Origin of the sequence: Streptomyces sp. NPDC006643 (assembly GCF_042870175.1) — a bacterium.
Taxonomy (GTDB): Bacteria; Actinomycetota; Actinomycetes; order Streptomycetales; family Streptomycetaceae; genus Streptomyces.
Genome location: NZ_JBIAHA010000011.1, coordinates 241,251 through 253,214 on the forward strand (window position 1 = coordinate 241,251; position 11,964 = coordinate 253,214).

The window sequence follows — 11,964 nt, forward strand, 5'->3', positions numbered from 1 at the left end:
TACGCATGCCCCCCATGCGCACTTGTTGCGTGTCCTTCGTGATGAAGATAGGGGGGAAGTGTGACGACAGAGGGCCCAATTCGGTGAACTCTGCGATTACGTCCGATTTTGCATGCTTCACAGCGCCCTGGAAGTGTGCATGGGGGGCGGCCGTTGCTACACGCGTACGTTCAGTTGTGGGTCAACTGCCTTTTCAGGACGTCCACTTCGTTGGTGGGCGCGGCGCAGACGAAGCTCCGGCAGACATACGCGGTGGGCTGCCCGGCGAGCAGGGGCCGCCCGGCGAGCAGCGGGAACTCCGCCGCGCCGTCGGCCGACGCACCGTCGGCCGGCGAACCGTCGGCCGCCGCGTCGTCGGCCGGGGGGCCGACGGCCACCACCGCGCCGGGTGCCGTCGCCAGCAGCGCCGTACGGTGCAGCTCGGCGGTCGCCGCGTCGTCCGGCGGCCCCACCACGGCGATCTCGCGCGGCCCGTCCAGCAGCGCCTCGGCGACGGCGAGCCCCCAGCCGATGAAGCGCGGGGCGCGCGGCCCCAGCGCCTTGACCACACCGAGCGCGCCCTCGGCGGCCGTGCGGTGGGCCTCGGAGCCGGTGTGGGCGGCGTAACTCAGCAGCGCCCCGGCGGCCGAGGTCCAGCCGGACGGGGTGGCGTTGTCGGTCGGGTCCTGGGGCCTGCGGATCAGCGGCTCGGCGTCGTGCGCCGTGTCGTACAGGGCCCCGCCCTCGCCGGTGAACTGGTTCAGGACGGTGTCGAGCAGGATGCCGGCGAAGTCCAGCCAGACGCCCTCGCCGGTCACCCCGGCCAGCGTGAGGAAGCCCTCGGCGACATCGCCGTAGTCCTCCAGCACCCCGGCGTTGGCGCCGACGCGGCCGTCCTTGGAGGTACGGGAGAGGCGCGCGGTGTCGTCCATGTGCAGCCGCACCAGCACATCGGCGGCCTCGGTCGCGCGTTCGACGAGATCCGGCCGCTCGAAGTAGGCGCCGGTCTCGGCGAGCGCGGCGATCGCCAGTCCGTTCCACGCCGCGACGATCTTGTCGTCCCGCCCCGGGCGCGGCCGGGTGTCCCGGGCGTCGAAGAGCCGGCGCCGCACGGACTCGACCCGCTCGGCGTCCACCACGCCCTCACCCTGCGGGAGTTGGAGGACGGAGGCGCCCTCCTCGAAGGTCCCCTCCTCGGTCACGCCGTAGTACCGGGCGGCGAACTCCGCGTCCGCCTCGCCGAGTACGTCGGTGAGCTGCGCGGGTGTCCACGCGTAGTACGCGCCCTCGACATGCCGGCCCGATCCGTCGTCGCTGTCCGCGTCCAGCGCGGAGGCGAACCCGCCCTCGGCGGTGCGTAGTTCGCGCACCATGAAGTCGGCGGTCTCCAGCGCGACGCGCCGCGCCAGGTCGGACCCGGTGGCGCGCCACAGCCGCGCGTACGTACGGCACAGCAGGGCGTTGTCGTAGAGCATCTTCTCGAAGTGCGGGACCACCCACTCGCGGTCCACCGAGTAGCGGGCGAACCCGCCGCCGAGCTGGTCGTAGATCCCGCCGCGCGCCATCGCCTCGCAGGTGTCGGACGCCATCTGGAGCGCCCCCTCGGCCCCCGTACGGGCGTGGTGCCGGAGCAGGAACTCCACGACCATGCTCGCCGGGAACTTGGGCGCGCCGCCGAACCCGCCGTGCCTCTCGTCGTAGTCCCGCGTCAGCGCGAGCAGCGCCCGCGCCGACTCCTCCTCACCGGGCGTCCCCTCACCGCCGTGCGCGAGCGACCGCCCGGCCAGCTCCCCCACGATCCGCCCGGCGACCTCACCGACCTCCTCACGCCGGTCGGTCCAGGCGGAGTTGACGCCTTCGAGCACCTGCCGGAAGGACGGCATCCCGTGCCGGGGCGCGGGCGGGAAGTAGGTACCGAAGTAGAAGGGCTCCCCCTCGGCGTTGAGAAAGACCGTCATCGGCCACCCGCCCTGCCCCGTGGCCGCCTGCACCGCCTCCATATAGACGGCGTCGACGTCCGGCCGCTCCTCACGGTCGACCTTGACGCTGACGAAGTGCGCGTTGAGATACGCCGCGGTCACCTCGTCCTCGAAGGACTCGTGGGCCATCACATGACACCAGTGACAACTGCTGTACCCGACGCTGAGCAGCACGGGCACATCCCGCCGCCGCGCCTCGTCGAACGCCTCGGCCGACCAGGGCCACCAGTCGACGGGGTTGTCGGCGTGCTGGAGGAGATACGGAGAGGTCTCACGGCCGAGTCGGTTCACCATGCCCCCATCCTGCCCCAGCCCTCACCCCCGACGGCCGCGCAGGGCATGCTGTCGGGCTCTGTCGAGTCGGGCACCCGACATCACAGGACACTAGGCTGAGCCAAGCAGCCCTGGAACTGTCGAGGCTCCTCCAAGGAGGTACACCATGACCGCCGAGATGGTGGCGCCCGCGTGGATGCATACGCAGATCAGCGCGGAGCAGTACGACTCCTGGTCCGAGGAGCAGTGTGCCGGTATCGAGATCGTGGACGGGATGGTCGTCGTGAGTCCGAGCGCGTCCAAACGGCACAACAGGCCGGCCCGGATTCTGGCCAATGCCCTGGACGCCGCCGCGGGCCCGGACTGGAACGCCGACACGGACTTCGATGTCCGCCTCCAGGACGTTCCGCTCACCAACCGCCGACCGGACGTCGTCGTCTACCGGGCGGACACGATCGACCTCACGCCCACTCGCCCCGAGCATGTACTCCTGGTCGTCGAGGTTGTGTCACCCGGCTCGGAGACCACCGACCGGATCGTGAAGGTGGACCAGTACGCCAAGGCCGGCATCGCCTTCTACTGGCGCGTCGAACAGGCCGTCACCGGTGTCCCCATCGTCTACACCTACGTTCTCGACCCGGCCACCAAGGTCTACCGGGACGGCGAGATGTTCACCGGCGCGATCAAGGCCGCGGCGCCCTTCTCCGTCGCTGTGGACCTGGGAATCATCTGACAGCACCGGAAGATTCCACGCGATCGGCCGTGCGCTCTACAGCGGCTCACCTGGATTGACGAGATATCTGCCGACGGCTGCATCGATACCTACAAGTCCGAGGCCGCTTTCCGGCAAGCGTGCCCCCGGGAGGGTTTCGCGGGGCGCGCCCTCGCCCCCGTGTGCGAGGGTGCGCCCTGCGAGGTGGCTATGGCGGGGGCCGCATTCGGGTCAGCAGCCGCCGCAGTTGTGGTAGGTCACGTCCCAGTGGTTGACCTCGTTGTAGTAGATGTTGCCCGAGCCCGACTGCCACTTGCTGCCGCCGATGGACGTGAACGTGCCGGTGATGTAGTTGGTCAGGCAGCTCGACATCGCGAAGTCGAGCTTGTAGCCGTTCCAGTGGCTGTAGGTGCCCGAGGCGTGGCCGGTCTCGGTGCCGCCCGTGACCGTCATCGCGCAGCCGGTGGCGCCCTTGAGGGTGATCGCGCCCTGGATGGTCGCGGAGTTGACCTGGTCGAGAGAGGTACAGGTCGGGTTGTTGCGGTCCGAGCAGCCACCGCTGGAGCGGATGCCGATGCCGGCGTTGCTGAGCTGGGCGGCGGCGGTGGCGTGGCTCAGCTTGGCGAGCGCGCCGGCCGGGGCCTTGGCGTCGGCGGGGGCGGCCTGGGCCGCCGCCGGGAACGAGAAGAACGCGAGAGCGAGGGCGGAGGCACCGATCGCGGTGCTTCTGATGACCTTGTTCACTGTAATTTCCTCTTCGGTGGGGGGACGGGGAGGTCAACTACGCGCGTAGCACGGCCGATTGGGCGCCACTGCGAGAAGGTCTCAACTCACCCTGACGGGACGTCAGTTGAGGTTCACGCGGCCGGCGCCGTCGGTCACGCAGACAAGATTGCACATCTACGCGCGATGCGTAAGACACCGCAGCAAGTACACCTGGCTCTCCCTACACTCGCGATCATGACGACGATCGACGACTTGGTCCGCCTCGTACCACCGCCGGCCGAACCGGTGGACGCGGCCGGGGACTGGGGGCGGGTCGAGGCCGCGCTGGAGCGTGAACTGCCCGCCGACTTCAAGGCACTTGTGGGGCGCTACGGCCGGGGCCAGTTCACCGACTTCATCACGCCCCTGCACCCGTTCCCCCCGCACGACATGCTGATACCCATGGCGCGGGGGCTGCTGGAGCAGGAGGGCCCGTTCCGCGAGTCGTACCCCGAGCAGTGCCCCTACCCCTTCTACCCGGAGCCCGGTGGGCTGCTGCCGTGGGCCGGGACGGACAACGGGGACCGGCTGTGCTGGCTGACCGACGGGGAGCCGGACAGCTGGACGGTGGTCGCGTGGAATCCCCGGGGCTCGTACTACTCCGCGCACGAGCGGGGCGCGGTGGCGTTCCTGCACGGATGGCTGACCGGCGAGGTCCACACCCCGGTCTTCGGCGGGCCGGTGGAGCCCACGCCCTGGTTCGATCCGTTCCTGGAGCGCGTCCATGTCTATGTCCAGCTCTCCGAGGGGGAGTTGCCGTACGACGAGAGGCTGCGCGTCCTGCGCGACGCGCTCGCGCCGACGGCCGACCGCGGCTCGTACCGGGAGAACGAGGAGGGCGACGGGGCGGAGGACGGGGCGGAGGACGGGGACGGCGCGCGGCAGGACCACTTCGCCGCGACCGCCCTCGACTGGCGGCTGACCTACGAGACGGCGTACGGGCACCAGATCCGGGTCGCCTATCCGCCCGGCGACGGGCGGCGCGCCCGCACGGCGCTGTTCGACGCGGCACGGCGCATGGGCTGCGAGGTCCTGTCGACGTCGGCGGACCGCGACGGACCGGTGCCGGACGGCTGGAAGTAGCGGCGCGCTCTTCTGTGAGCAGATCTCCGCACGGCAGAATCACTCGCTTCGGCCGGAGCCCGATCCACAAGGTGGAGTGGACCGGCCGAGGCGGGTGAGCACCCGCCGTCGGGGGCCGGTCATGGAGGAAACATGCACTCGACCGTGCCACGGCTCGCCGCGGCGGAAACCGCCCCGGCGCCGTTCGACGACCAGATCGCCGGGCGCCTCCAGCACGGCAGGATCGTCGTGCTCGGTGAACAGGTGGACGACCGGATCGCCAACCGGATCTGCGCCCAGTTGCTGCTCCTGTCGCAGGAGGACCCCAAGAGCGACATCGTCCTGATCGTGAACAGCCCGGGTGGTTCCGTCCTCGCCGGGATGGCCGTCTACGACACGATGCGCTTCATCCCGAACGACGTCGCCACGCTGGCGATGGGCTTCGCGGCGAGCATGGGCCAGTTCCTGCTCTGCGCCGGGGCGCCCGGCAAGCGCTACGCCCTGCCGCACGCGCGGATCATGATGCACCAGCCGTCCGGCGGCATCGGCGGGACGGCCGCCGACGTCGCCGTACAGGCCGAGAACATGGCGTACACCAAGCTGACCATGCAGAAGCTGATCGCGGAGCACTGCGGTCAGAGTCTGGAGACGATCGCCGCGGACCAGCGGCGGGACCGATGGTTCACGGCGGAACAGGCGAAGGAGTACGGCTTCGTGGACCGCGTCGTACACGGCGCGGGGGAACTGGGCGGGGACGCGGCGGGCGGCTTCGGCTTCGGTTTCGGCCTCGGCACCACGGGTGAGGGGGCGGCGGCATGAGCGGGCAGTACACCGTCCCCGTCGTCGTGGAGCGCACATCGAACGGCGAGCGCTCCTCCGACGTCTTCAGCCGGCTGCTCTCCGAGCGGATCATCTTCCTCGGCACGTCGATCGACGACGGCGTCGCGAACGTCGTCATGGCGCAGATGCTCCATCTCGACCACGAGAGCAGCGAGTTGGACATCCATCTCTACATCAACTCCCCCGGCGGCTCGGCCACCGGGCTGACCGCGATCTACGACACGATGCAGTTCCTGCGGGCGGACGTCGCGACCGTCTGCCTCGGTCAGGCCGCCTCGGCCGCCGCCGTACTCCTCGCGGCGGGCGCGCCCGGCAAGCGGACGGCGCTCCAGCACTCGCGGGTGCTGCTGCACCAGCCGTCCACCCAGGGGCAGGGCGAGGCCGCGGACCTGGAGATCCAGGCGGCGGAGGTGCTGCGCACGCGGGCCGAGATCGAGTCCATCCTGGCGCACCACACGGGGCAGAGCGTGGAGCGGCTGCGGGAGGACACCGACCGGGACAAGTACTTCACGGCGGCGCAGGCGAAGGAGTACGGCCTGGTGGACGGCGTGATCACGACGCGGGAACTGGCGGAGCGCGCAGGCTGAACCGGCGGGTCGGCTCGTCGGCTCGTCGGCTCGTCGGCTTACGGTGCGGGGCCCGGCACGGGGGCGCGGGTCCCGCACCGCACCCGCACGCGTACCCGTGCCCGTACCTGTACCCGCATACGTACGCCCGCGCCCGTGCCCGCGCGCGGAAGCGGAACCCGGCTCTCAGGCGGCGAGCAGCGTCAGCACGGCCCCGCCGCCCCGCCGCGGCTGACCCCACTTCGCCGTGGCCCTCACGGAGACGGTCGTGGTCGACGTCAGGTCGACGTGCAACGCGCCCACCAGGTCGACGAGTTGCAGTCCGAGCGCCCGGCAGACGGCCGCCAGCACCTCGGACGACGGCTCCTTGCGCCCGCGCTCGATCTCCGACAGATACGGCAACGAGACCTGCGCCTGATCGGCGACGTCCCGCAGCGTCCGCCCCTGCCGCAGCCGCGCCCGCCGCAGCGCGGCCCCCACGAGATCGCGCATCAGCGGCTCGTCGGTCCTGCCGTCCCGGCCGGGGCCCGGACCGGGAACGGCACGCAGAACGCCTTCACCCATGATTCCTCCGTAGCTGTGGAACGGCACCGGCACCGCCGTTCTGAGCGTAACCCGGTGGACCACTGACCTGGCTCTTTCCGCCGCGGGCGTAACAGCGGCCCCGGACGGGCAAGACGTACGGGCACACGTACACATGGGTGACGCGCGTAGGCGCCCGGCGCGGAGCGGCGACATCGGCCGCCGCGGACCCGGCAGGCCGCCTCGCGCTCGCGCGCCCTACGCAGCACACTGGCGCGGGGCACACCGAAGCACCGGATGCTCTCGGAGGGGGATGCATATGCGGGACAGCCATCGGGGCGAGGCCGAGAGGCTGTTGGTACGCGCCGTCGAGGAAGAGGTTCGGCGCTCGGGCGGGCGGATCGACGGGAATGTCCTTCTGGCGCGTGGGCGGGGCGCGTTGGAGTCGATAGCGGAGTCCGCCAAGGACGAGTACGCGCTGTACGAGGCGGCGCTCGACCAGGCCGCCGCGGAGCGGCGCACCCTGGGCGAGCGGCTGGGCGGGGGCGCGCTGCGAACTCCCTTGCTGGTGGCGGGTGTTGCCGCCGCGTCCGCCGTCGCCGCCGATGTCGGGCTCGGTACGGGGACGGGCACAGCGGTCGGTACGGGGGTGATCGTCGCGGTCGTCGGTACGGCGACGGGTGTCGCCAAGGTGGCGTCGGCGGGCCGGCCCGCCGGGGCGGCCGGACAGGCCCGGGACGTCGAGCAGTTGAGACTCCAGTGGCTGACGGCGCTGGAGGTACGCGGCATACGCCCGTATCTGGACCAGCAGCGCGTCCTGACGCAGGCGACCCGGCGTACGACCAAGAAGCCCACCGTCGTACCGCAGTTGCGCGGATCCGACCGCAGTGCCGCCGCCCGCAGGCGCAGCGTCCTTGAGCAGTCCTTCGGTCATCTCCCGTCGTCCGAGGGGCCGTTCGCGGGCCGCCGCGAGGCGATCGGGCAGATCGCGCGCTGGGTGCACGCGGCCCGCGCGTCGACGGAGACCAGGCCGACCGTCGTCGTGCTGTACGGCGAACCGGGCTCCGGCCGGACCACACTCGCCGTACGGGCGGCGCATCAGCTGCGGGACCAGTTCCGCGGGGCGTGCGTGGTGGACCTGCGGGGCGGCGGCGCGGGCGAGGCGCCCCTGTCGACCCGGGACGCGCTGCTGCATCTGCTGAACCGGCTCGGCGCGCCCCGTGAGCAACTGCTGTTCCGTGAGCGGTCGTCGGCCGAGCAGCAGGTGCGGCGGCTGAGCGAGCTGTACCACCAGCATCTGACCGGTCTGCCGGTCACGATCGTCCTCGACGACGCGTCCGACGCGGAGCAGATCCGCACGCTCGTGCCCGAACGCTCCGACAGCCTGGTGCTGGTGACGGCGCGTCAGCCCGTCGAGCTGGCGGCGGACACCCCCGCGTGGGTGCACCAGCTGCCGGTGGAGGCGCTGGACGGCGCGGGCTGCGAGGAGTTGCTGAAGACGGCCGGCGACGAGCCGGTGGGCGGGCCGTACGACGCGCAGGCCATCGACAGGATCGGCGAGTTGTGCGGCGGGCTGCCGCTGGCGCTGCGTATCGCGGGCTCCTCGCTCGGTGCGCGTACGTCGCACCAGCTGGCCACCGACCTGGAGGCGTACGGCCCCGTCGACCCGGCCGAGCGCGCCATGTGGCTGCGCTACACCGACCAGAGCGACCAGGCGCGCCGGCTGCTGCGGCGGCTCGCGCTGGCGGGGCGCGCCTCGCTCGGCGCCGCTGCCGCCGCCGCGCTGCTGGCCACCGACGAGCAGGAGGCCGAGCGGCTGCTGACGGTGCTGTCGCGCGCGGGACTGCTCGACCACGTACGCGCCAGTCGCTACCGGCTCCACGACGTCGTACGGAACTTCGCGCACGCCCGGCTGCTGGACGAGGAGGAGGCCGCCGACCGCAGCGCCGCGCAGGAGCGGCTGATACAGAACTACTCGGAGCTGGCCGACTCCGTGATCCGGCTGGTCGACGGCAAGACGTCCACGCGCGCCGACCAGTTCGGCGGGCACGGTTTCTCCTCGCTCGACGCCGCGCTGCGCTGGCTGGACGACGAGTCGAGCTTCATCACCGCCGCGCTGCGGCACGCGGAGGGGGTCGACCAGGGCGCCGTGCTGGCCCTGCTGGGCGCCCTCTGCGACTACTGCCTGCTACGCGGGGACCTCTACCGGCTCGGTGAGATCAGCGAGTTGACGCAGGCCGTCGACCAGGGGCTGCTGGCCCGCTCGGTGCAGTGGCGTACGGGGATCGCGGCCCGGCAGCTCGGCGAGCTGGACAAGGCCAAGTCGACCCTCACGTCCGTGGTGGACCTCTACCGCGAGGCCCACCACGACGCGGGCGTGGCCCGCGCGCTCTGCTCGCTGGGCATCACGCTGCACCACCAGGGCAATCTCGTGGAGGCGTCGGCGAAGCTGCGGGAGGCACTGGAGCTCCAGGCCCCGGCCGAACTCGGCACCGACCGCGCCTGGACGCTGCACGCGCTGGCGGCCGTGGAGCGGGACCGGGCGAATCTCGCCGAGGCGATCACGCTGCTGTCGACGGCGCTCGTCCTGCACCGCGAGGGCGAGTCGCTGCACGGCGAGGCGTGGACGCACTTCCAGCTCGGTCAGGTCTGTCTGCGGATGGGCGATGTCCCGGGCGCGGAGCGGGAGTTGGGCGCGGCGATGGATCTGTACGGGCGCACGCGCGACGGGCGCGGCGAGGCGTGGGCGCTGACGCAGCTGGCCCGTGCCCGGCTGGTGGACGGTGAACCGGAGTCGGCGGCCGACCAGTTCCGCCAGGCGCTGGCCCGGCACCGGGACAACGAGGACGCGCGCGGCGAGGCGTGGACGCTGTACTACCTGGGCCAGGCGCTGGAGGAGTGCGACGACGCCGCTCAGGCCGTACGCGAACTGGAGCGGGCCCGCTCGATGTTCTCCCGGATGCGTGACGTGTACGGGCTGGCCTGCGCCCGGCACCACTCGGGCCGGGTCACCCGCGACCAGCGGGCCGCCCAGACCGGCAATCTGCGCAACTCGGGCTTCGCACGGCAGTTGCTCGTCGACGCCCGCGCGGACTTCCGCCGGATCGGCGTGGCGCACGGCGAGGCCTGGACCTGTCTGGAGCTGGCGATCATCGACGCGGGCAACAGCAAGGCGGCCCAGGCGCTGGAGGAGTGCGACGAGGCGACGGCGCTGTTCCTCTCGTACGGAGACCATCGCGGCGCCGACTGGGCCCGCTTCCTGCGCTGCACCCTGCTGCCGTACGCGTCGGCGGGCGGCGTCGAGGTCGGCTCGGTGGTGGCGGAGCAGGAGCTGGCCGAACTGATGGCGGCGCGGCACCCCTCGCGCGACGGCAAGCTGAACGACTGCGCGGAGACGTTCGCCGTGATGCTGGAGCGCGGCGTGACGCTGGAGGACGGCTGGCAGGCGTGGCGGCTGGGCATGGTGCCGAACCGGCACGCGCGCGAGGTGATGGGGGTACCGGTGGAGGCGGTCGGGGCCTGACCCGCCCGATCCCCACATCCGGAAGAAGCGCCCTAGGCCGGGCCGACCAGGAACTGCTGGTCGGCCTGTTCGCCGCACTCCTGCTGGATCGCCTCGGCCCCCGGACCGGTCTCGCCGTCCACGATGCCGACGCACAGTTCGCTGTCGGCCAGCCGGAGCCGATAGCCGTCGGCGAGAGGCGCGTCGGCCGGTTCGACATGGAACCGGGTCGCCTCGTCGCAGTTGTCCCGGGGCTCGAACATGCCCTGGACGGGACCGCTGGTCAGGGCCGTCAGACAGCCCTTGCCGAATTCCGGGTGGTGCCACTGGACGCGGTACAGCCCGTCGCCGACCCCTTCGAGATAGACGCGCGGAGGTGCGGCGTCGGCGCAGGGGTGTTGGACGGCCACGGCGGAGTCGTACCGGCCGTTGCGCGCCCGGCCCTCGGTCAGGCACAGGTCGGGGGTGGCCGCGGGCCGGATCTGTGACCAGCCCTCGGCGGGCCCCTCGGCGGCGGACGAGGAGCCGGAACCGTTGAGGACGTACGCCAACGCCAGGGCGCCCGCGGCGAGCAGGAGGATCAGCCCGCCGACGGCCGGCGCGGGGCGGGCTCCGAGCACTCTCCGTCGCCGCGCGGGCGCACCGTCCACGGCACCGGGCTCCGGGCCGCCGGGCTCCACGTCGCCGGGCGCGGCCGGACTCGGCGGGGGTTCGGGCGGCGCGGCGGCGGCGATCCGGTCCCTCGCGGCCAGCCAGGTGTCCACCCGCTCGCCCTCCCCACAGGCGTGGACGAACGCCGCCAGCACCTCCGGGCGCGGCAGCGAGCCGCGGCGCAGCACATCCGCCAGGGTGCTGCGGGGCAGCACCTCGTCGCGGCGGGCCGCGCCCTGCTCCAACTGCCGGTAGGTGAGACCCGACCGCTCCTTCAGCCGCCGCATCGAGTCGATGAACTCGGCCGCGTCACGGGCGTCTTGAGGTGCCGACTCCCCTGTCTCCCCCTGCGTCGCCATGCCGCACATCCTCCTGGGGCGCGGGGCAGGGAACAACACCGGTTTCGGTCCACTCCGGTCCGGACCCGACCTGTTCTCGATCTCCTCCCGATCTCATCCTGATCTCTTCCCGATCCGATCCCGTCGGTCCGGACACGATCCGGACAGGCCCATGACCGGCCCGGACAGGTCCGGCCCTGTCCGGGACACCTTGCGGCCGTTGAAGTCGGCCGTCCCGGTCAGAAAACTCAAGGCTGCCCGGTCGGGGAATCCGCTTCGTCGGCTGATCGGACGGGGGGCCGTGTCAGTCCGTCGCCAGGAGGGATCCGGCGGTGCACGCGGTTCGACGACCGGGCGACCACCTCAGAGAGAACCAGCGAAGGGACACCACGGGATGAAGACCATGCGTGGACTTGCCGACAGCATGCTGGAACGCCTGCTGCCGCGGGAGACGGCGGGCGCGTGTTACTGGATCCACCGCTGTATCAAGAATCAGACGTGCTCCAACTTCAGCCAGTACACACAGCGCGTCTGGTCGTGCAACCTCAACCAGCGCGAGTTCCTCTACTGCGGCTGCTCCTGACCGACACCGGCGTTCGCGCCGGCCGGCAGAACGCTCCGTACGAGCACCCGATGTGAACACCTCGCCGTGGGGGGGGGGCCGCGCCGCCCCGGCCCCCCCCCCCCCCGGGGGGGGGGGGCCCCCGCACCGGGGGGAAGCCCCGGACGCCCGGGGGGCGTGGAGTTGGGGGGGGCGGCGGGGGGCCGCCCACGC

The 11,964-nt window shown here is 72.0% G+C and carries 10 protein-coding genes; 6 read left to right on the forward strand and 4 right to left on the reverse strand.

Annotated elements, in window-relative coordinates:
- Positions 1–170: 170 nt before the first annotated feature.
- Positions 171–2,252 (reverse strand): thioredoxin domain-containing protein, encoded by a 2,082-nt coding sequence (locus tag ACFYNU_RS17365; protein ID WP_356594661.1) that lies wholly within the window; start codon positions 2,250–2,252, stop codon positions 171–173.
- Between the two features lie 145 nt (positions 2,253–2,397).
- Here ACFYNU_RS17365 and ACFYNU_RS17370 point away from each other — a divergent pair, with 145 nt between their 5' ends.
- Entirely contained in the window at positions 2,398–2,964 is a 567-nt protein-coding gene (locus ACFYNU_RS17370; protein ID WP_356594659.1) for a Uma2 family endonuclease, read from the forward strand.
- A 210-nt stretch (positions 2,965–3,174) separates the two neighbouring features.
- Here the strand turns inward: ACFYNU_RS17370 and ACFYNU_RS17375 are convergent, their stop codons facing one another.
- On the reverse strand, positions 3,175–3,675 hold the full coding sequence (locus ACFYNU_RS17375; protein WP_388766577.1) for a hypothetical protein: 501 nt from the start codon (positions 3,673–3,675) through the stop codon (positions 3,175–3,177).
- Positions 3,676–3,903: 228 nt separating this feature from the next.
- On the opposite strand from ACFYNU_RS17375, the gene ACFYNU_RS17380 reads away from it, so the two are divergent.
- From ACFYNU_RS17380 to ACFYNU_RS17390, 3 genes are all read left to right on the forward strand, one after another.
- Positions 3,904–4,791 (forward strand): SMI1/KNR4 family protein, encoded by an 888-nt coding sequence (locus ACFYNU_RS17380; RefSeq protein ID WP_356594657.1) that lies wholly within the window; start codon positions 3,904–3,906, stop codon positions 4,789–4,791.
- A 132-nt stretch (positions 4,792–4,923) separates the two neighbouring features.
- Complete coding sequence (locus ACFYNU_RS17385; RefSeq protein ID WP_356594655.1) at positions 4,924–5,589, forward strand: ATP-dependent Clp protease proteolytic subunit; 666 nt, start codon at positions 4,924–4,926, stop codon at positions 5,587–5,589.
- Positions 5,586–6,197 (forward strand): ATP-dependent Clp protease proteolytic subunit, encoded by a 612-nt coding sequence (locus ACFYNU_RS17390; RefSeq protein ID WP_356594653.1) that lies wholly within the window; start codon positions 5,586–5,588, stop codon positions 6,195–6,197. Before ACFYNU_RS17385 ends, ACFYNU_RS17390 begins: the two co-directional genes overlap by 4 nt.
- A gap of 165 nt (positions 6,198–6,362) precedes the next feature.
- Here the strand turns inward: ACFYNU_RS17390 and ACFYNU_RS17395 are convergent, their stop codons facing one another.
- Positions 6,363–6,740: a helix-turn-helix domain-containing protein gene (locus ACFYNU_RS17395; RefSeq protein WP_388766572.1), complete on the reverse strand. Its 378-nt coding sequence runs from the start codon at positions 6,738–6,740 to the stop codon at positions 6,363–6,365.
- Between the two features lie 277 nt (positions 6,741–7,017).
- On the opposite strand from ACFYNU_RS17395, the gene ACFYNU_RS17400 reads away from it, so the two are divergent.
- Positions 7,018–10,221 (forward strand): tetratricopeptide repeat protein, encoded by a 3,204-nt coding sequence (locus ACFYNU_RS17400; protein ID WP_356594651.1) that lies wholly within the window; start codon positions 7,018–7,020, stop codon positions 10,219–10,221.
- Positions 10,222–10,253: 32 nt separating this feature from the next.
- Here the strand turns inward: ACFYNU_RS17400 and ACFYNU_RS17405 are convergent, their stop codons facing one another.
- On the reverse strand, positions 10,254–11,210 hold the full coding sequence (locus ACFYNU_RS17405; RefSeq protein WP_356594649.1) for an XRE family transcriptional regulator: 957 nt from the start codon (positions 11,208–11,210) through the stop codon (positions 10,254–10,256).
- Positions 11,211–11,583: 373 nt separating this feature from the next.
- On the opposite strand from ACFYNU_RS17405, the gene ACFYNU_RS17410 reads away from it, so the two are divergent.
- On the forward strand, positions 11,584–11,772 hold the full coding sequence (locus ACFYNU_RS17410) for a hypothetical protein (protein WP_356594647.1): 189 nt from the start codon (positions 11,584–11,586) through the stop codon (positions 11,770–11,772).
- Positions 11,773–11,964 lie beyond the last annotated feature (192 nt).

What these genes read in the sequence shown, in the direction of transcription:
- ACFYNU_RS17400 (WP_356594651.1), top strand. Translation starts at nt 7,018, where the DNA reads ATGCGGGACAGCCATCGGGGCGAGGCCGAGAGGCTGTTGGTACGCGCC.
- ACFYNU_RS17380 (WP_356594657.1), top strand. Translation starts at nt 3,904, where the DNA reads ATGACGACGATCGACGACTTGGTCCGCCTCGTACCACCGCCGGCCGAA.
- ACFYNU_RS17370 (WP_356594659.1), top strand. Translation starts at nt 2,398, where the DNA reads ATGACCGCCGAGATGGTGGCGCCCGCGTGGATGCATACGCAGATCAGC.
- ACFYNU_RS17410 (WP_356594647.1), top strand. Translation starts at nt 11,584, where the DNA reads ATGAAGACCATGCGTGGACTTGCCGACAGCATGCTGGAACGCCTGCTG.
- ACFYNU_RS17395 (WP_388766572.1), bottom strand. Translation starts at nt 6,740, where the DNA reads ATGGGTGAAGGCGTTCTGCGTGCCGTTCCCGGTCCGGGCCCCGGCCGG.
- ACFYNU_RS17365 (WP_356594661.1), bottom strand. Translation starts at nt 2,252, where the DNA reads ATGGTGAACCGACTCGGCCGTGAGACCTCTCCGTATCTCCTCCAGCAC.
- ACFYNU_RS17385 (WP_356594655.1), top strand. Translation starts at nt 4,924, where the DNA reads ATGCACTCGACCGTGCCACGGCTCGCCGCGGCGGAAACCGCCCCGGCG.
- ACFYNU_RS17390 (WP_356594653.1), top strand. Translation starts at nt 5,586, where the DNA reads ATGAGCGGGCAGTACACCGTCCCCGTCGTCGTGGAGCGCACATCGAAC.
- ACFYNU_RS17405 (WP_356594649.1), bottom strand. Translation starts at nt 11,210, where the DNA reads ATGGCGACGCAGGGGGAGACAGGGGAGTCGGCACCTCAAGACGCCCGT.